The organism is Reichenbachiella sp. (assembly GCF_039969095.1).
Classification (GTDB): Bacteria; Bacteroidota; Bacteroidia; order Cytophagales; family Cyclobacteriaceae; genus Reichenbachiella.
The window spans coordinates 206,664-227,583 of record NZ_JBDVOL010000017.1 but is presented as its reverse complement, the minus strand read 5'-3'; the positions used below and the strand labels follow the sequence as shown (position 1 = coordinate 227,583).

Here is a 20,920-nt window from a genome sequence, read left to right as displayed (position 1 = left end):
TAAACTACGTTCTATTCAGACCTGTTGGAAAGCACCTCATTCATATCAATAATGACTTCGTCTATTTCTCTTGCCGATTGTCTAATGTATTCCGCTATTTCTTCCCTTTCAGACGGAATTTCTGTATTGAGAATATCTACTAATCCAAGCAAACGAGCCACAGGGGCACGAGTTCGATGTGAATTGTGATAGGCCGCGGCTTTTATTTTGTCACTTTGCTCTACCACTTCCTTAGTTCTTCTTTCGATTTCACTTTCAAGAGTCTGGTTGATATGTTCGAGTTTATTTCTAAATCGCTTCTGGGCATGCTGTAACCTATAGAAATTGAAAGCAAGCAGACCGATACACAATGCAAGTAGCCCGAGCAACCAGTTGATTACGATATTTTGTCTGTTTTTTAGATTAAGATATTCAATTCTTTCTTCAGCTTGAGAAAGATCATTTTCAGCTTTAGATAGATCAAAATTGATCTGAGTTATGGACTTGTATATTTCATTGATTGCATCATATTGGCGATTCAAAGCCTCAAAAGCTGACTCCACATCGCCAGAAGCTTTATAGTATCTGTGGGCTACGTCCACGAATATTTCATGGAAGTATTTGTTCCTTAGGTGTTTTGAATAATCTTCAGCTTTTTTTAGATGAAACGACGCACTATCAATTTGTCCCAGTTGAAAATAAGAATCGGCCAAGACAGTATGCAGTCCTCCTATGCTTTCCACGCTATTTTTTGAAATAGAATACGATAAATCTTTTAATGCCAAAGGGATCATTTTCTCATATTCATGATTTAAATAATAGATGTATGATAAATTTCCAGTTGAGTTAAAATAAACCTGTTCGTCACCTCTTTCCTTGGCCATTTCAATCACGTACATCAATACCTGTTTAGCAGATTCCAAACTGTCCTTTTGAATATTAGATATGGTAGTTAGTAAGGTGGCTTTTTGATTCCACAAGACCATTTCAAATTTTTCATATTGCTCCTTGGTAGTGAAAAGTTTTGGAGACAGCTTTCGAAAAAGGGTAGATAATAATTGATGGGCAAGATCAATTTGACCTTGCTGAACAAAGAGATTAATCATGTAGTATTGAGCAATGACTTTCATGGTTATTTGATTATTTGCATCAAACTCATTCACAACTTTGGACAGTAGCTTGTATGATTTTTCGTAATCACCAAGTGAGGTATATAATTTCCCTTCTGCCATATCTATATAGGCTTCGTAATGATCAAGATCTTCAGATGCTGCATAAATAGTTTTGGCTTGAATTAACTCTTTCGTAGCGCGAGGAATGTCACTTATGATTAACCTGAGTGACTTTGCTATATGGCAGAAAAGTATGATTTCAGGCAGTTTAGTGTTCGATTGGATTGAATCGTAAAAATCTAGGGAATATTGGTTGTTTTCATCTTGAGCTAAGAATAGAAATGAATTTATAATTTCTTCACGATCTGTGAGATCCGATGAGGCCTTAGTGCTCAATGCAGTAAACGCCAGAAGAAGAAAGAGAAATAGGTTAGCTTTCATTTATTGTAACAGTCTTTTAAAAATAAAGCATTCAAATTCGATTAAAAAGCCGCTTCATATCTTTTTTGGAATCATCAGCTTGCCAAAAGAAATCCGATTGCCAGTTTTGAGAATTGAGGGCTTGTTTACTCGTTGGGATTTCCCAGGGAGGATAAATTCTGAATCCTCTTTTACCTTCTTTTTTTGATGTGGTAATAATGCCTTTTTCAATTAAGACACTTTTTGGGAAAACGAATTGTCCTAATTGTTGACTCTTCTTGATATTGATGACCAATAAGTCGAATACGTCATTTTCATCAAAGGGTTGGGTAATGCCTTGTGGTGACCTTTTCCAAACAGTCACAAACTGCCCCATTTTTTTGGGAGTCATCTTCGCATTTCGACTGATGATTTTAAGCCCATTAATTTCAAATCGACAGGCACCGTATGCCTTGCCCTCAGACTCTGTATTATAATTGGTGATAAAGAGGCCATTTGACTCGAATAAACAAGAATTAATTTCGACTAAAATTTGATCCATCAGCAAATCAAATGTTTATATCATAAACTAAAAAACCCCGATACTTAAACCAACTAGTACCGGGGTTTTAATCCAACAAATGACTTCCGACTAGGTTGAAGCCCCTACCAACTTCTATATGAGAAAACTACTTAGCATTCTATCTAGATTTATCATTTTTATTTGGTTAAGAACTTGTTGACTGAGTAAGCTGCTTTACGGCCTTCGCTGATAGCCCAAACCACAAGGGATTGACCTCTACGGCAATCGCCGGCTGCAAATACATTTTCTTTATTGGTGCGATACATTTCATCCTGAATGTTGCCACGCTGGTTTGTTTCGATGCCTAATTCTTCGAGCAAACCTTCTTTCTGAGGGTGCATAAACCCGATAGCCAGGTAAGCTCTCTCACATGGCAATACGCGCTCGGTACCTTCGATCTCCTTGAATTTGAAAGCAGCTTTGTCCGTCCACTCTACATCTACGACTCTAAGGCCTGTTACTTCGCCCTTATCGTTGCCGATAAATTCTTTAGTTAATACAGACCAGTTTCTTTCGCAGCCTTCCTTTTGTGAAGTAGAAGTTCTCAAGACCATTGGCCATTCGGGCCATGGATTTGATTCGGTTCTATCCTCTGACGGCTTATCCAGCAATTCTATCTGAGTCACACTTTCTGCGCCCTGACGAATGGATGTACCCACGCAGTCAGACCCCGTATCGCCACCGCCAATTACGATGACATTCTTGCCTTTGGCATTCATTTCAGATACTATTTCTGCATCTTCACCGGACACCACTTTATTTGAGTTTTTTAAGAATCTCATGGCTAAATGAATCCCATTCAATTCTCTACCTGGAATAGGAAGGTCTCTGGCCACTGTACTACCTGTACAGATGGCGATAGCGTCAAACTTTGATTCTATCTCTTTGGCAGAAATGTCTTTGCCAATCTCTACGCCACATTCGAATTTGACGCCTGATTCTTTCATTAGATTCACCCGTCTTTCAACCACGGTTTTTTCCAATTTGAAATCAGGAATTCCAAACCTCAACAATCCACCAGGTTGTGTATCTCTTTCAAAAACCGTCACCTCATGCCCTTGCTTGCAAAGTTGATCCGCAGCTGCTAATCCAGCAGGCCCGGAACCAATGACGGCAGCTGTTTTGCCTGACTTTATATTGACGGAATGAGAAGTTTCCCAGCCCTGAGCAAATGCTTCTTCGGCAATGGTCTTTTCGATATGTTCGATACTCACTGGGTCGTTATTCAATCCCAATACACATGAACCTTCACATGGTGCCGGACAGATTCTGCCAGTAAACTCAGGGAAGTTGTTGGTGCTTTTGAGAATGCTCCAGGCTTCTTTGAATTCATTGCGATATACTGCATCATTGAAGTCAGGAATTTTATTGCCCAGTGGACACCCACTGTGACAAAACGGAATCCCACAGTCCATACATCGAGCGGCTTGCTCGTTGGTTTCTTTTGGCGAAACAGGCTTTACAAATTCTTTGTAATGTTTCGTTCTTTTGTCCACTTCCTCATAGTCGAGGGTGTGTCTTTTATAAGTCAAAAATCCATCTACCTGTCCCATATTATGCGATCTTTTCTTGTTCCAACTTTTTCTTTTCCAATATCTGCTTGTATTCGGTAGGTATCACCTTCACAAATTTGTTTTTAGCAGTCTCCCACTGATCCAGGATTTTGAATGCCTTGTTACTCTTCGTATATCTTGAATGCTTGTTTATTTGATCCAGCAAGAATTCAAAATCTTCTTCACCTGGCGATTCTAGTTCGACCAATTCCATGTTGCATTTCGATGCAAAGTCGAAGTCTTCTACAAAGATATAAGCAATACCTCCACTCATCCCAGCAGCGAAATTTTTACCCGTTTCACCTAGCACGATTACTCTCCCACCAGTCATATATTCACAGCCGTGATCGCCGAGACCTTCCGTTACTGCTTGGGCACCTGAGTTTCTGACGGCGAATCTTTCTCCTGCCTTGCCATTGACATACAGTTCGCCTGAAGTAGCTCCGTAGAGACAAACATTTCCTACAAGGATATTTTCTTCAGGTACAATGTCAGATGCTTTGTGCGGGTAACAAACTACTTTTCCGCCAGATAGTCCTTTGCCAACATAGTCATTGGCTTCGCCTTCGAGAATGAAAGTAATTCCCTTGGCCAGGAATGCTGCAAAACTTTGTCCTGCCGATCCTGTGAATTTTACTTTAATCGTATTACGGTCTAAGCCATTAGGGCCATGAGCTTTTGCCAATTCGCCAGAAAGCATGGCACCTGTAGTTCTATTTTGACTATTGATAGGGAGGTTGATTCTAACTTTTTCTTTTTTGGTCAAAGCAGGCTGAGCGTCTTGGATCAATTGTCTATCCAATACCTTAGTCAATTCATGATCTTGGTCTTCCAACTTACAAGACAAGTGATCTTTTGGCTTGAATGGATTCTGAAGCAAAGCGTCCAAATCGATATTGCCTGCGTGATCCTTTGCCTTTTTTCTATCGAAGGTCAATAGGTCTGTTCTACCCACCAACTCAGTGATAGTTTTCACACCCAATTCAGCCATTATTTCTCTTAATTCTTCCGCTAAGAAGTTGAAGAAATTTACAATGTGTTCTACTTTTCCTGAGAATAGTTTTCTCAATTCTGGATTTTGTGTAGCCACACCTACAGGGCAAGTATTTAGATGACATTTTCTCATCATGATACAGCCTTCAACAACTAGCACAGCAGTAGAAACTCCCCATTCTTCCGCACCGAGGATAGCCGCTATGGCTAGATCTCTTCCAGTACGCATTTGGCCGTCAGCTTGCAACTTCACCTTTTTTCTCAAGTCATTTTTCTCAAGTGTTTGGTGCGTTTCCGCCAATCCAATTTCCCATGGAATTCCTGCATGGTGAACTGAACTGATCGGAGAGGCACCTGTGCCTCCATCGTGTCCTGCGATCAAGATGTTGTCTGCTTTCGCCTTGGCTACCCCTGCAGCGATCGTTCCTACACCAGCTTCTGCCACCAACTTCACATTGATGTCTGCTTTTTGATTGGTGTTTTTCAAATCATAAATCAACTGAGCTAAATCCTCAATCGAATAAATATCGTGGTGGGGAGGAGGAGAGATCAGGGAGACACCTGGTGTAGAGTGTCTGATTCTGCCTATTGTTTCATCCACCTTTTTCCCTGGTAACTGACCGCCTTCTCCAGGCTTTGCTCCTTGCGCAATTTTTATTTGAAGTTCATCTGCATTCACTAAATAGTGTGCCGTTACACCGAATCGGCCTGAGGCTACTTGCTTGATCGCCGATCTTGACAAAGTACCGTCTGCATTTGGTGCATATCTGATGGCGTCTTCGCCGCCTTCTCCACTATTCGACTTGCCTCCAATCAAGTTCATGGCTTTAGCAATGGTCGTATGTGCTTCTTCAGAAATTGACCCAAAAGACATCGCTCCAGTGGCGAATCTTTTCATGATTTCGGTAGCAGGTTCTACTTGATCAATCGGAATTGATTTTTTGGCATTGAATTCAAACATACTTCTCAAAGTGATGTTCTTCTCCGCTTGATCATTGATGGCTTTACTATAGGTTTTAAACAACTCATAATTGCCACTCCTTGTTGACTTCTGTAGAGAATGAATGACTTCTGGAGTGAAAAGGTGACGAACGCCATCTCTCTTCCATTGGTACAAGCCACCCGTTTCTAAGTCAGCTTTTTCATTGGCAGGAATGAAGGCTGCTTTATGATTCTCTAAGATTTCTTTTTCGATTTGTTCAAATCCTTTTCCAGAAATTCTGGAAGGCGTTCCTCTGAAACATAAATCTGTTACTTCAAGATCTAAACCTATAATCTCGAAAATCTGAGCAGATTCATAAGACTGAATGGTAGAAATTCCCATTTTAGAAAGGATCTTTCTCAAACCATAGCCAATTGATTTTCTATATTGTTCGAAAAGTTCATTGCCTGACTCACTCAAAGAAGCTCCCTGATGTAGTATAGTTTCTACAGTCAAATATGGATAAACAGCCGTGGCTCCAAATCCTACTAAAGTAGCGATATGGTGTGTCTCGACTACATCTCCGCCTTCGATGACCAAGCTAGTTTTAGCTCTGAGTTTTTTCTTTAATAAATACTGATGGACAACACCAGTAGCCAATAAACTAGGAATTCGTACTCGGTCGATAGATACTTCCCTGTTAGACAGAATCAAGATGTTAGCACCGGATTCAACAGATTTGGCCGCCTTTTTAGACAATGCTTTAAGAGCACTTTGTAAGTCATTGTCTTTGGGATCGTAAGTGGCGTCAATCACTTCAGACACAAATCCACTGAACTTTACATTTCGGATAAATTCAAATTCATGAGCAGAAAGCAATGGATTCTCAATTCTGATCTTTTGTGCATGTCCTGATGTATGCTCTAGAATGTTTTCACTATTTCCTAAATAATTAATAAGTGACATAACCGAACGCTCTCGAATTGGGTCGATAGGAGGGTTACTAACCTGAGCAAAAATTTGTTTCACATACTGCGCTAAGTGAGTAGGGGATTCTCGAAATACAGCTAAAGCCGTATCATTTCCCATAGATCCTAATGGCTCGGTACCATTTTTGATCATTGGCTCAAGTATAAACTTGATGTCTTCTTGAGTGAAACCGTTAGCCATTTGCTTTTGAAGCAAATCATCTGCTTGAAGGGTTTGCTTAAGAGGTTTGTCTTTAATAAAATCAGATAAATGGATTAAGTTTTTTTCAACCCAATCGTGATATGGTTGATCATTGGCCAGTTTGTTTTTAATTTCTTGATCGAATGAAACTATGCCTGTGGTTAGATCGACCATGATCATTTGTCCTGGCCCTAATCTTTCGTTTTTCTTGATAAGTTCTGGTGCAATTTCTACAGCTCCTACTTCTGAACTCAAAACCAATCGATCATCTTTGGTAGCAATGATGCGAGAAGGTCTCAGCCCATTTCTATCCAAACTTGCACCTATCGTGTAACCATCTGTATAGACCAAAGAGGCCGGCCCATCCCATGGTTCGAATATGGTAGAATGGAATTCATAGAAAGCTCGTTTTTCAGGGCTGATATCTGTTTCTTCTTGCCAGGCTTCAGGAACAAGCATGGCCATCGTGTGCTGCAGACTTCTTCCTCCCATGATCAGCAATTCAAGGATGCCATCTAAGTTGGCTGAATCAGAGAATTGTGAGTTACAGATAGGTGTCAGCACAGAAATCTCTTCTTCTGTAAAATCTGTCGATGTCAATAATGCTTCTCTTGACACCATTTTGTTGATATTGCCCTTGATGGTATTGATTTCACCATTATGAGCCAAGAATCGGAAAGGCTGCGCTAATCTCCATTCTGGAAAAGTGTTAGTTGAGAATCGAGAATGAACCATTGCTGTCGCAGAAGTAAATCTCTCATCGTTGAGATCTTTATAGTACTGACTTACTTGCCAAGTTCTCAATTCACCTTTATAAGTAATAGTAGAACATGAGAAAGAAGCAATATAAAAATCAGAAACTGGATAGGTTTCTCTGACCTTATGTTCAATATATTTTCTTAAGACATAAAGTTTTCTATTCAGCTCTTTGCCTTCGTACTCTCCCTTTTTAACAAATAAGTGATAGATCGATGGTTCAGATTGTTTGGCTATCCTTCCAATTTTTTTAGAGTCTACGGGCACTCTTCTAAGCCAGATGTTGTCAAAGTTTAATGCTTCAACAGCATCTTCTACTATTTCAAGAATTCCTTGTTTGTCGTGGCCCTTTGGTACGAATAGTACACCTACACCATATTTATTTTTTGCTGGAAGCGTGATTTTTTTCTCTTTGGCCACTTCATTGAAGAAGTCATAAGGTAGTTGAGTCAATACTCCTGCCCCGTCGCCAGTTTCTCCATCAGCTGCTACTCCACCTCGGTGCTCCATTTTCACCAACATGGTCAATCCATCTTGGACGATTTGGTGAGAAGGCACATTTTTTATCTGAGCGATAAATCCTATCCCACAAGAGTCACGCTCGAAGTCCGGAGAGTATAATCCCGTTGTTTTCTCGTTAATTTTCATATAGATCAAATGCTTACAATGGATAACCTCTCTCATTTTGGGGAAATTGTTGCTTGGGTTGCTAACAAGAGGTTTTCCGATATTGAGGAGTAAAACTAAATATTTTATATATTGCAAAAACTAAGTATCTAGGAATGATATGAAGTTCAACATTAACCCAATAATGTATAATGAATTGATTGTCAAACTATTACGAACTTAGAAAATACAATGGCCAAAACTTCACATGCACAGCCACTTTTTCAACTGATCCACGCTTTAACTAAATCTGAGAAGCGAAGTTTTAAATTATATGCAGGTAAAGTGAGCGATCCTGCAGAAGCAAAATTTGTTAAACTATTCGATGTTTTAGAAGTGATGGAAGTTTATGATGAAGAGCAGATCTTCAAAAAAATTCCAGAACTAAAGCGTTCTCAGTTAGCAAACATGAAGTCTCACCTCTTCAAACAGGTATTGATGGTACTGCGCCAAAGTCAGATTAAAACTGACGTAGATATCATGCTCCGTGAAAATCTGGATTATGTCAGACTACTTTTCAAAAAAGGTCTTTATGGGCAAAGCATGAAAATGCTTCAAAAGACTAAAGCAACAGCTAATAATTATAAGAAAAACATATTTAAGCTGGCATTGCTCAATTATGAAAAGAATATTGAGAATCAGCAGATGCTATCACTGGATCAAACCACATGTTTGAAGTTAGATAAGGATACCAAAAGCCTTTTGCGAAAAATTAATGTGGCTCAGGCTTTTTTCTCTTTGGCGCTTCGAATGAAAGCACACTTTCTCAGAAGCGGAATGGCTCGAAACGAGGATGAGCTGGAGAAAATCAATAAGATCTTTTATGGCAACTTACCTGAACATGATAAGACGCACTTATCATTTAGTGAGCAATACAATATGTGTAGGGCTTATTACTGGTTCTCTTATATCACCCAAGACTTCCAGTCTTGTGTAAAATATACCGAAATATGGGTGAGTATCTTCAAAGAAAGCAATCTTACTCACCTACGCCACGCGGAGTTTTTGAGAGGGTTGAACCGGCTTTTGCAATCACTATTCAGAATCAATGACGTAGACCGATTTAGTATTTATTACGAAGAATTGTTAGAATTCGAAAAGCTCTATGCCAAAGCGATTGATAGCAATAGTAAGCAGCTTTTAGTGAGGTGTTTGACGATTCAAACATTAAACAAATGCTTTCTAGAAGGGGACTTTAAACTATACGGTTCGAAACTCGAACGCTACCTAGGTAAACTAGAAGAGTCCATCGAATACATAGATAGCAACAATCAGTTGGTTGTGTTCTATAAGGCGGCTATTCTCTATTTTGGACTAGGTAAGTATGAAAAAAGTCTAGAATATCTTGATCGTGTGATCGACAATAAAAACGATCAGCTAAGAGAAGATTTGAAGAGCTTCGCCTATATATTATATCTAATCGTACTCTACGACATGCGAGATTTGGAGAACCTCAAGGCCATGAGAAATCGAGCTTTCGTCTATTTGCGCCAGCGTAATATTCTGGGTCAGTTTCATCATATCATCCTGCAATTCTTGAAAAAGACAGAAGACATCATGCCACTGGATGTGAAAGGTGAGTTGATTACGCTAAGAACTAGTCTGCAAGGGCTGCTTGATGATAAATTTGAATCAAAACCTTTACTCTACTTCGACATTATGAGTTGGCTGGAAAGTAAAATTACCAGTCGTCCTTTCCATGAAGTGGTGAAGGAACTGGCGGAGAGTAAGCATTAGATAATAATTCATTGTGGGGTATTTAATAAGGCCTCACAATTCTAAAAACTCTGCTCCCTTGCTGCTACATTCAATCTTATAGCGATTGACGTGAAATTTGTAGTTGAACTAAGTTCAGCAAGGCCGCTTGTTCTGTCTCGATATACATGTCGAAGGTCTATAAATAAATTGTGCTTCAGCATATAGCTAGCGGTTAAATCTAAGTACAACTGATCGTTGGAAACGCCTTGTCCGATCTCATTATTATATTCTTGAGTTCTTGTGGTATAATCTTTTAGTACATCGGCACCTAGGTTTATATTAGGCCCAGGGTCTGTACCGTATTGACTGATGATAAATTTGCTGCTTAAGTAAAGTTTTAGGATAGGCTGATATCGTGCTATAAATACACCTTCTTTGAAATTGGCACCAAGAGGATGAGCGAGTGGTTGCCTGTAATGAGCAAAATTTGTAAAGATCGATTCATGTGAATAGGTAAATGGTCTCGACACATTGTATTCTGCCTGCAGATCTAGATTTTTGATACCAAATGCGTTATAATATTTACCTCCAAGCTGAACCGAGAACTTGTTGCCCCACCAGCCATTTCCTGCTTTGAGTTCACTGATCACCATCTCGTCGAGCAATCCCTGTCCGTAAAATTGTACGCCTTTGGCGATGTTCCACTTCCAGTCAATACCAAAAAGCGCATTGTCAGGGCTGCCTGTGTATTGTTCGATAGAACGATAGAAAATAATAGGGTTCAAGTAATTCCATTCGAAAGCCGAGCCAGTACTATCTCCTCGATTGAAAATAATGGCTTCGAATACACCAATATTTAAATTATCAGTAATATTGATACTCAAATGATGTGAGGTCATGAATTTCTTAGGAAATTCTTCTGTTCCATTGGATCCAAATGAACTATAGGGAGCATCTGCAATAAGCTCAGTATATAAATTGGTGTATTGAATTCGCCAGACTTTGGTTTGAATCTTCAAGAAAGTACTCGGCGCACTAAAATCAGACAGTAACATCGAACGATAGCCATTCCCCACAAAGTTTTTGTCGTACCCAAATTGCAAAGCAATGTGCTTACTGGCGTTGAAAGTGAAGTAGCCTCGGGCGGTAAAAAAATCGACCCCATGTTCTCCGTACTTTTTCCAAAAGGCTTCATTTGGCACTACACCGCGATCCGTCGTATAGTCTTGTACATATTTAGGAAAAACTGCCTGCGATTCTTCTATGGTAGAATAAAACCCAATTTTGTCATCGATGGACCCCCTGATCTGCACACCGCGTGTATTGATGAATGGCGTTGACCCGCTATTGCTATCTCGACCGCCACTCAGATACAAAATAGGATTCACGCGTAGCTTGAAGTCTTTAGTGTTTACATGCAAAAAATCGGCTCTGGTGCGATAAATTTTCTTCAGAAATGATTTTTTGCTTCTCGCAGAATCCTCTCCCCAATATTCCCAATGGTCTGTTTTAATAAATTTTGCATTGAATTGATCTTGAGCAGAATTCAGGAAATCAGCAGAATCAATGGTAGCCACTATGTCTACCGCACGATAAGGCTTGAAACTGGTATGAACACTTTCACTAAAATTTTTATTAAGCACATCTGCCCGATCTATCAGGTGATAATAATCAGCATTCAAAGGCGCATAGATGCTTTGGGCAGTTACCGCAAAAGCTGAAATAAACAGCCCTATGAGTAGTATGATTTTCTTCATTGACACGCTAGCTTGCAATCCAAATTTGAGAATTTAAAATAAAAAGAGGCGCAACTGCTAAAATATTGTTTATCTCAGCCAAAAACAGCTTAAAGCATTTTTATTTAATAGTTTTGCAATTGATTGAGGTTTAAGTACTTTTGCAATCCTTTTCGTTAATAGGCGAAAAATTTAACAGAAAAGCACTATGGCAAAAACCATGGTGCACAAAAGATAAAAACATGAAAAAAGATATTCATCCAGAGTATAAAGATGTAATCTTCTTTGACACGTCAAGCGATTTCAAATTCATGACGAAGTCAACGATGACATCTGAAGAGACGATCAAATGGGAAGACGGAAACGAATACCCTGTGATCAAAATTGAAGTTAGCTCTGCTTCACACCCATTCTACACAGGTAAGAAACTTTTTGTGGATACTGCTGGTAGAGTTGAGAAATTCAACAAAAGATACAAGAAAAAATAATCTCCCCTTTCGGGTAAAAAGATTGAAGTCTTCAGGATATTTGTTCCTGAAGACTTTTTTATTTTCTAGCCCATGAACATTGCTCTAGCAGACCTATCTCAGCATAGGACGAAGTTATTTCCGTTTACACTCACCAGACCAGTGGCTGACCTAAGGGTTGGTATCCTCACTATCCGTGAAAAGTGGGAAAAGTACTTTCAGCAATCCGTAAACTTCCTTACAGTACCAGAACTTGAAGGGAAATACCCAAAACCAAAAGGAGAAACCCAATTGATCATTAATGGAGCCGTTTGTCCAGACGCAGGTTTATTGAACGCTATTCAACAACTAAAGGATAATGAGCTTCTTCGTCAGGGAGAAATATTTATTGCAGCCAAAGGGTTATTTGACGCTCAAGAACCAACCATAAATTTGCAGGGTTTTAATCCTGTGGAATATAATACTGACTGTACAGTGATCAACCGTAGCTGGGACCTGTTCTCTAATAATAAGGCTCAAATTCAATCTGATTTTGAATTACTAACTTCAGGTCGGACTTCAAAAAAAATCACTGACCCCCATACTATTGTATATGGGAAAGATCAAGTCTTTCTTGAAGAAGGTGTAGACATCAAAGCGGCTATACTCAATGCTGAAGAAGGACCTATCTATTTGGCAAAAAATAGCATTATTCAGGAAGGAGCTGCAATCCGTGGGCCATTCGCTTTAGGTGAAAACTCAAGGATTAATATGAATGCCAAAATTCGCGAAGGAGTTACGATAGGCCCCAATTGTAAAATAGGTGGCGAAGTGTCTAATTCTATTGTTTATGGAAATTCGAACAAGGCACATGACGGTTATTTAGGCAATGCTGTAGTTGGCGAATGGTGTAATTTGGGAGCGGACACTAATAATTCCAATCTCAAAAACAATTATGATGAGGTCAAAGCCTATGACTTTGAAACGAATGATTTTATAAAAACGGGTTTGCAATTTTGTGGACTGTTCATGGGTGATCATTCTAAAACGGCAATAAATACAGCATTGAATACAGGTACTACAATTGGCGTATGCTCGAATGTATTCGGAAGCGGTTTTCCTCCAGCATATATACCTTCATTTTCTTGGGGCGGTGAGAAAAAATTAGTGACTTATAAGTTCGAAAAAGCAATTGAAACTGCACGAAAAGTTTGGGCTCGAAAGAATATCGATCAGACAGAGGCCGACGAAAAGATTTTAAAAACTATCTTTGACCGCTCGATCAAAAAATAGTCATGAGATTCGCAGAAATTCCTGGACTTAGCGCGGCCAAACAACAATTGATTCATGCCATCAAAGGCAACCATGTGGCGCATGCTCAGCTTTTTTATGGACAAGAAGGGTCAGCTAATCTAGCTTTGGCATTGGCCTATGCTGCATATATCAATTGTAAAAAACCTACTGATACAGACTCTTGTGGGACTTGCGAATCTTGTAGCAAAATAGATAAATTGGTACACCCAGATTTGCAATTCGTCTATCCAGTAAGTTCAACTAAAAGCATCACTGGAAAGAACGTGGTCAGCTCTAGCTACCTCAAAGAATGGCGGTCTTTTTTAGGAGCCAATAAATATGGTTCATTGGTTGACTGGAGTGCGCACTATGGAGCGGAAAACAAACAAGCGAATATTTCTAAAGAGGAAAGCAGAAACATCATCAAATCTTTGACTTTAAAATCATTTGAAGCAGAATACAAAGTGATGATTATTTGGTTGCCTGAATATATGAATGTATCAGCAGCCAATGGCATATTGAAAATTTTAGAAGAACCTTCAGAGAAGACTTTGTTTCTTTTGGTTACGTGTGAATACGAAAGGCTTCTTACCACTATACTTTCAAGGTGTCAGTTGTTTAAAGTGCCAGCTTTTAGCGACGAAGAATTACAACAATTCTTAATAGATCAGAAGGGGGTAGAAGCAGACAAGGCAAAAAAAATTGCAGCATTAGCAGAAGGCAGCTTACAAGCCGCTGTAGAGCATATAGACAGTACCGAAGATGATGCTCATGTGATGTTTAGAGACTGGATGCGTCAGTGCTGGGGCAAGGATTTTACTGCATTAAATGGCACCAATGATTCTTTCAGCAAATTGAGTAAAACGGCTCAAAAGTTATTTTTGCAATATGCACTAAACATGATGCGACAAGCTGTAGTTTCTGAATATCTGATGGATGAAAAAGAAAAGTTGAATGACTCAGAAAAGGACTTTGCAGTAAAATTTGGTAAAGCTCTGACTACTCAGAAATTAGAGAAAATTAGCGAAGAATTTAGCAAAGCGCACTACCACTTGGAGCGCAATGCAAATGTGAAAATATTGTTTTTAGACTTGTCGCTTACCGTTGGCAGAATAATGACAGCAGCATGAAAATAAAGATTGGAACGAGGGGGAGTAAACTGGCGCTGTGGCAAGCTTATCATGTTCAAAATTTATTGAAACAACAAAGTGTTGATTCTGAGATTGTGACTATTGAAACTAAAGGTGATAAAATTCTAGATGTAACCATTGCTAAGATTGGGAGCAAAGGTGTCTTTACTGAGGAAATTGAAGAGCAACTCCGTGATGGTAGGATTGATATTGCAGTGCATAGCGCCAAGGATATGCAATCTACTTTGCCAGATGGATTTGAGATTATTGCTTTTGGTGAAAGAGAAAAATCTCACGATGTATTGGTGAGTCACAATTCCATTGATTTGGCTCAAAAGAATTTAGTTTTAGGAACCTCTTCAACACGCCGATTAGCTTTTTTGCAAAAATATTATCCAGGAGTCAAGACAGTACCTGTACGAGGTAATTTGCAAACGCGTATTCAAAAAATGAAAGAAGGGGCTTGTGATGCGCTTTGGTTAGCGTATGCGGGAGCACACCGTATGGAATTTGACGATATGATTGTTCATGAGTTTGATCCTGAAAAATTCATACCAGCTGTTGGGCAAGGCAGTATCGCCATCGAAGTGTTTCATTCCTTGGATGAGGAAAAGAAAACGAAGGTAAGAAATGCAGTCAATCATGAAATTAGTGAAAAGTGTTTGTTGGCTGAAAGATCTTTCCTGAAAAAAATGAATGGTGGCTGTAGCATACCGGTTTTTGGGCTGGCAAATATCGAAAATGATGTGCTTACCTTAAAAGGTGGAATCATAAGTCTGGATGGCCAAACTATCATCGAAAAAACCTGTTGCTCCACTACCAACGCCGCCCTAAAAGTTGGAGAAACTTTGGGTGAATATGTGCTAGAAAATGGAGGTCAAAAAATACTAGAAGACATTAGAAAACATCAATCTGACTGAATATAGAAATTAGAAAAAATGAAAAAACACATTTTATACGCTCTTACTTCACTTTTTATCTTTTCGTCTTGTGCCAAAGACAAAAAAGATGCAATCATCACAATTAAAACCTCTTATGGTGATATGAAAGTGCTTCTATATGAAGAAACACCTTTGCATAAAGCAAACTTTATCAAACTAGCAGAGGAAGGTCAGTATGATAGTACGGTTTTTCATCGGATCATCAAGGAGTTTATGATTCAAGGTGGGAATGTAGATGAAAAGAATGGCACGCAATCAAATGAAACCATTAAAGCTGAAATAGTTGATGGGTTTTATCATGAAAAAGGGGCGCTTGCTGCCGCACGACAAGGTGATCGGGTCAACCCAGAAAAGGCATCTAGTTGGTGCCAGTTTTACCTGATTCATGGAAAAACTTTTTCAGAGGCTGAATTGACAGTTGATCAGCGTAAACTCAATCAAGCAGTGAGTCAATTGATGCAATATGAGAGCCATGCTGATCTGCGAGATCAATTTATGGAGCTGCAGAAAAACAAGGACTTTGAAGGCATGAACAAACTGGCCTTAGAGTGTGTAGGATTGGCAGAAAAAGAGCTCAATATCAAATTGAAGAAAGACATCAGCCCAGAAAGATTGAAGCTTTACACAGAAGTAGGTGGAGCACCTCATTTGGATGGAGAGTATACGGTCTTCGGAAAAGTGGTGGAAGGACTAGAAGTGGTTGATAAAATAGCCGAAGTGGAAACCGGACGTGCTGACAGGCCAACAGAGCCAATTTATCTGTCAATGGAAATAGAACGAATTTCTAAAAAGAAAATCACTAAAATGTATGGATATGAATATCCAGAATAAGGCTCAAAAGGATAAATGGCTTTAAATCATTCGATTTTCGTAATTATCTCCTGCTTAAGCTAAATATTGTAAGAATAAATTTTGCTTTCAAATATTTTTTCTATTTTTCGGGATCAACCTGTAAAAACAATTAAGCCATGCCCATCATTGGAGAGCAGAAACTGGTCAAAAAATTAAAGGGTGGCTGTCACCAGTCTTTCACAACACTATTTCATTTATACGGAAAGAAACTTTATAATTTTTCCTATAAGTATACGCAGTCTCATGCAGAATCTGAGGAGATCGTACAGGAGGTATTTCTAAAAATTTGGAACAAGAGAGATACCATTAATGCAAAGCTTTCGTTCAATGCTTTTCTCATTACGATTGCAAAAAATCATATTTTCAATAGAATTAAGAAAGAAGCTAGTCGGCGACTGTATAGAGATCAAATAGAGCCTTCGGAACTTGTGACAAATGAAACCGAAAGTCGAGTAATATTTGCCGATCTGGAGAAAATAGCTAAAAATAATATAGAAAGTCTTCCACCAAAACGGAAACAAATATTCCTTTTAAGAAGGGATTCAGGGCTTTCTGTTAAAGAAATTGCTGACAAATTGGGTATAGCAGAAAGTACTGTTGAAAACCAAATGAACAAAGCAATCAAAACACTGAAATCTAACCTTTCAAATTTTTCTTAAAAAAAGTATAATCAGAGTGGGTGCTACGGGTAGCCAAACTGTATTCAATATGTAAACTATCAAAGAATTGAATTTTTTTAACAAATACAGAGCATTCAAGGCGGGCCAACTTTCTCAGAAAGAGACTGAGGAGTTTGTGAAATGGATGAATTCCAAAGAAGGGGAGGAAATAATTTTGGAAGAAATTGAGGATGATTGGAATTATTTGGATGCTAAGGAGGCGACAGATGAGACTAGGTTAGAATCTATTTTGACTCAGATTAAATCAGAAACTAAAGAAGAAAGAACGATTACTGCTAGAAGTAATTATTTCTCAAAAATAGCAGCTGCAGTTGCATTGTTAGTGCTGTTTGCAGGACTGACTTATTTGATCTTCCCTGAGTTGCAAACCCTAAACCAACCTCACCTAATTGTAAAGTCGAATCCTAGCGGGCAAAAGTCCACTCATTTTTTACCTGATGGTAGTAAAGTGTATTTGAATGCCGAAAGTTCAGTGAGTTTTATTGCTGATTTTGAAGGGGAATCACGAGAAATTGAGCTTAAAGGTGAAGCCTATTTCGAAGTTGCTAAAAACCCCAAAAAACCTTTTGTCGTGAGATCCAAACATTTTTCTACTACAGCATTAGGGACTGCATTTAATATTCGTGCTTATGGATCAGAAAGCAAACTTGAAGTGGCTCTTACCGAAGGTAAAGTCAAGATAGATTCTAAAGTTCTGCAAGACGAAATTTACTTAGTTCCTGGCGAAAAATTGAGCTATTCATCAAATTCAAAAACGACCGAAAGGGGTCAGTTTGATTTAGGAGAAGTGGTAGGCTGGAAAGATGGATTGATCAAATTCAGTGATGCAAGTTACGATGAGGTTAAAAACAGATTGGGCAGATGGTTTGGAGTTGAAATTCGTAGCAATAAGGTGCCTTCTAATGATTGGAGATATACAGGGGTTTTTGAAAATCAATCCTTAGAGATGATTTTAGAAGGGATGAAATTGACTAAAAATTTTGAATATAAAATGGAGCGAAAATCGGTGGAAATTATGTTTAACTAAAATGTAGCCTATGCCAAATACCTCTACCAGACTTATATTTCTTGGATTGATATTTTCATATTCTGTGTTTGCTGTAGCAGGCAACGATAAAAAATATGATAATATTAAAAACACAAAAGTAAGCCTAGAGTTAGAGGAAGCTACTATTGAACAGGTTTTTCGTGCGATTGAAAAACAAACACCTTATAGATTTGCCTACGATATTCGCGATATTGATATCAAAATTAGGATTAGTAACCCTAAGCGTGCCATCCCACTTTCTGAACTGCTCCTTAAAATTTCTGAAAAGAGTCAGTTAAAATTCAAACAAATTAATAAGACCATCAATGTTTATCGAACAGAGACAAATATTGATCCTTCTTCAGTCAAAAATCGCCATTTTAAAGTGGCAGGAAAAATTCTCAACGAAGAAGACGGCTTACCACTTGCTGGGGTATCCGTACGTGTTGTCGGTTCTCAAATTGGAATTATTTCAGATTCGGATGGAAATTTTGAATTAACTATTCCTGGCCAATCGGCAAGGCTTTCTATTTCTTATGTCGGTTTTGAAACGATTAAATTAGACGCAGAACCGTCTATGACTAATCTGCACATAGAGATGAAAATAGATATGCAAAGCCTCAATGACGTAGTAGTGGTTGGCACACGGTTCAATCCAAGATCGGTTTTGGACTCACCAGTCCCAATTGACAATATTTCTAGTCAAGAATTGGAATCTACTGGTCAGTTGACATTAGATCAAATGATTAACTTCAAAATGCAATCCTTTAATGCATCTCAGCAGACGGTGTCGGATGCTACTGCTCATTTCAATCCAGCAGACCTTAGAGGACTAGGCCCTAGTAGAACGCTCGTACTTATTAATGGTAAACGTAAAAACCCTAGCGCCCTAGTTTATATCAATGATACGCCAGGAAAAGGTGAAGTGGGGGTAGATATGCAAAGCATCCCAGTTGAAGCAGTTGAACGAGTTGAAATATTGAGGGATGGGGCTTCTGCACAATATGGTTCGGATGCAATAGCTGGTGTGGTTAATATAATTTTGAAAGAGGATGTAGAATTCACAACCATCAAAGCTTTTTCGGGCATCACCACGCAAGGAGATGGGTTTAATTATGGCTTTAGCGCTAATACTGGATTTGATCTTTTTACAGGCGGATTTTTGAATATAACCACTTCTTATAAACAACAAGAGTATACCAATCGTGCTGGAAAACCGGGTAAAGACGATTTTTTTGAAGCTGAAGGTTATGAAAATTGGGTTGACTCCAATCCTGATTTGGGAATGATTGTAGGTCAGCCGGACATGAGTACATTTGATGTGTTCTATAACGCCGAGATTCCTATCAATGAAAATTCTGAGTTGTATTCCTTTGGCGGTATTACTCTTAGGCAAGGAACTAGTTTTGCGCTGTACAGAGCACCCTACTGGGTTCCTGATCCAGATCATATTTTCCACAAAGATGATGAGGATTATGTTGGTTTTCATCCAACATTCGAAACGGATATAAGCGACAGAACTTTTGGATTGGGGATTCGAAGTGAGATCAAAGACTGGGCAGTAGATATCAGTGCAGTTTCTGGAACTAATACCGTTGCCTACCATATTGGAGAAACTATGAATACCATATTGGGTAGACAATCGCCGACGCGATTTGAGGCAGGCGGATATCAATTTAAAAACTTCATTAATAATATCGATCTGTTCAGAAGCATTAACAACTTTAATATTGGATTTGGATCAGAGTTTAGAGTCGAGCGATTTGAAGCATTTGCTGGCGAAAAAGCGTCGTATCAAGGCAATGGAGCCATATCATTTCCAGGTATTAGGCCATCCGATGAAGTGGATGAAAATAGATTCAACATTGGGTTATATACAGACTTAGAATTTGATAATGATGTTATCCTTATTGGGGGTGCAGCAAGGTTCGAGAATTATGAAGATTTTGGAAAAAACTTTACATGGAAGCTAAACTCAAGGTACAAACCATTCGGTGACTTAGTGTCCTTCAGGGCTTCTGCGAGTACGGGTTTTAGAGCACCATCCTTGCATCAGATCTATTTGAGCAATGTTCAAACACTCGTTTCTGATGGAACGATATCAAATCAAGGAACCTTCAATAATCATAGTCCTATTATTCGAGAACTTGAAGTTCCCAAATTGAAACAAGAAAATTCTTTGAATTTTTCTGCTGGAGTAGCATTACAACCTTTTAGAAGACTAGAATTCACCTGCGATTATTATGACATCACTGTAAATGATAGAATTTTATTCACCAATGAGATTGGTTCCGATGGAAATCCCAATACACTGACTCCGTTAGAGGATACCCTTAGGTCATATAATGTGACAAGTTTAAAATTTTTTATCAATGCAGCTGATACAAGGACAAAAGGTGTTGATGGTGTAGTTAGCTATAAAGAGGTCATTTTGGGGCCAGGCCTATTGGATGTTAGCCTTGCAGCCAACTTGACAACTACCACTATTGAAAGTGCTATAAGAGCTCCTGACCCTTTAAAGGAAACAGGCAATGAGATATTTAATAGGAAAGAACAAGCAAGAATATTATCGGCTAGACCTTCAAGTAAATTCTTGTTGGCGCTGGACTATGGACTTGGAAAACTATCAACAGGGCTACGTTTTACTCGCTTTGGCGAGGTAACATGGAGACATGCAGATGATCCTTTAAAGGATCAGACGTTTTCATCTAGAATAATTACAGACTTAAATATTAACTACAAACTGAGCCAAACGGCAACCTTTGGAGTGTCTATAAACAATTTACTAAATGTATATCCTGATGAAATAGATGCGAAAGGTGATCCATTAACCAATTTGGGAGGACGATTCAAATATGCCTGGGAGGTGAATCAATTTGGATACCTTGGTACGACGATATCTGCTCGATTGAGTACTCGATTCTAATATTTTCATTTATTTTTTTTTGATAGTAGGTGCTAAGGGCTTCTTAGTGGTAATATAT

14 protein-coding genes are annotated in these 20,920 nt (G+C 38.8%); 9 read left to right on the top strand and 5 right to left on the bottom strand.

Annotated elements, in window-relative coordinates; translation table 11 throughout:
- Nucleotides 1-11: 11 nt before the first annotated feature.
- The 4 genes from ABJH98_RS19080 to gltB all read right to left on the bottom strand — a co-directional run bounded on the left by ABJH98_RS19080 (nt 12) and on the right by gltB (nt 8,115).
- Nucleotides 12-1,532, bottom strand: a complete 1,521-nt coding sequence (locus ABJH98_RS19080; protein ID WP_348309378.1) for a hypothetical protein — start codon at nt 1,530-1,532, stop codon at nt 12-14.
- A 31-nt stretch (nt 1,533-1,563) separates the two neighbouring features.
- Entirely contained in the window at nt 1,564-2,052 is a 489-nt protein-coding gene (locus tag ABJH98_RS19075) for a MepB family protein (protein ID WP_348309377.1), read from the bottom strand.
- Nucleotides 2,053-2,210: 158 nt separating this feature from the next.
- Nucleotides 2,211-3,626 (bottom strand): glutamate synthase subunit beta, encoded by a 1,416-nt coding sequence (locus ABJH98_RS19070; protein ID WP_348309376.1) that lies wholly within the window; start codon nt 3,624-3,626, stop codon nt 2,211-2,213.
- 1 nt (nt 3,627) lies between these two features.
- On the bottom strand, nt 3,628-8,115 hold the full coding sequence (gene gltB, locus ABJH98_RS19065) for a glutamate synthase large subunit (RefSeq protein ID WP_348309375.1): 4,488 nt from the start codon (nt 8,113-8,115) through the stop codon (nt 3,628-3,630).
- 210 nt (nt 8,116-8,325) lie between these two features.
- Here gltB and ABJH98_RS19060 point away from each other — a divergent pair, with 210 nt between their 5' ends.
- Nucleotides 8,326-9,870, top strand: coding sequence for a hypothetical protein (locus tag ABJH98_RS19060; RefSeq protein WP_348309374.1), 1,545 nt, complete (start codon nt 8,326-8,328; stop codon nt 9,868-9,870).
- Between the two features lie 41 nt (nt 9,871-9,911).
- Here ABJH98_RS19060 and ABJH98_RS19055 read toward each other — a convergent pair whose 3' ends face one another.
- Complete coding sequence (locus ABJH98_RS19055; RefSeq protein ID WP_348309373.1) at nt 9,912-11,588, bottom strand: hypothetical protein; 1,677 nt, start codon at nt 11,586-11,588, stop codon at nt 9,912-9,914.
- 221 nt (nt 11,589-11,809) lie between these two features.
- Here ABJH98_RS19055 and ABJH98_RS19050 point away from each other — a divergent pair, with 221 nt between their 5' ends.
- The 8 genes from ABJH98_RS19050 to ABJH98_RS19015 all read left to right on the top strand — a co-directional run bounded on the left by ABJH98_RS19050 (nt 11,810) and on the right by ABJH98_RS19015 (nt 20,862).
- Nucleotides 11,810-12,055: a type B 50S ribosomal protein L31 gene (locus ABJH98_RS19050; protein ID WP_348309372.1), complete on the top strand. Its 246-nt coding sequence runs from the start codon at nt 11,810-11,812 to the stop codon at nt 12,053-12,055.
- A 72-nt stretch (nt 12,056-12,127) separates the two neighbouring features.
- Nucleotides 12,128-13,306 carry a GlmU family protein gene (locus ABJH98_RS19045; RefSeq protein ID WP_348309371.1) on the top strand — a complete coding sequence of 393 codons (1,179 nt, stop codon included), beginning with the start codon at nt 12,128-12,130 and terminating at the stop codon, nt 13,304-13,306.
- Nucleotides 13,307-13,308: 2 nt separating this feature from the next.
- Entirely contained in the window at nt 13,309-14,436 is a 1,128-nt protein-coding gene (gene holB / locus ABJH98_RS19040) for a DNA polymerase III subunit delta' (RefSeq protein WP_348309370.1), read from the top strand.
- Nucleotides 14,433-15,356 carry a hydroxymethylbilane synthase gene (gene hemC, locus ABJH98_RS19035; protein WP_348309369.1) on the top strand — a complete coding sequence of 308 codons (924 nt, stop codon included), beginning with the start codon at nt 14,433-14,435 and terminating at the stop codon, nt 15,354-15,356. The genes holB and hemC overlap by 4 nt, the downstream gene beginning before the upstream one ends.
- An 18-nt stretch (nt 15,357-15,374) precedes the next feature.
- Nucleotides 15,375-16,208 carry a peptidylprolyl isomerase gene (locus ABJH98_RS19030; protein ID WP_348309368.1) on the top strand — a complete coding sequence of 278 codons (834 nt, stop codon included), beginning with the start codon at nt 15,375-15,377 and terminating at the stop codon, nt 16,206-16,208.
- A gap of 137 nt (nt 16,209-16,345) precedes the next feature.
- Nucleotides 16,346-16,888: an RNA polymerase sigma-70 factor gene (locus ABJH98_RS19025; protein WP_348309367.1), complete on the top strand. Its 543-nt coding sequence runs from the start codon at nt 16,346-16,348 to the stop codon at nt 16,886-16,888.
- A 67-nt stretch (nt 16,889-16,955) separates the two neighbouring features.
- Nucleotides 16,956-17,936, top strand: a complete 981-nt coding sequence (locus tag ABJH98_RS19020; RefSeq protein WP_348309366.1) for a FecR domain-containing protein — start codon at nt 16,956-16,958, stop codon at nt 17,934-17,936.
- 10 nt (nt 17,937-17,946) lie between these two features.
- Nucleotides 17,947-20,862 carry a TonB-dependent receptor gene (locus ABJH98_RS19015; RefSeq protein ID WP_348309365.1) on the top strand — a complete coding sequence of 972 codons (2,916 nt, stop codon included), beginning with the start codon at nt 17,947-17,949 and terminating at the stop codon, nt 20,860-20,862.
- The last annotated feature ends 58 nt before the right edge of the window (nt 20,863-20,920 follow it).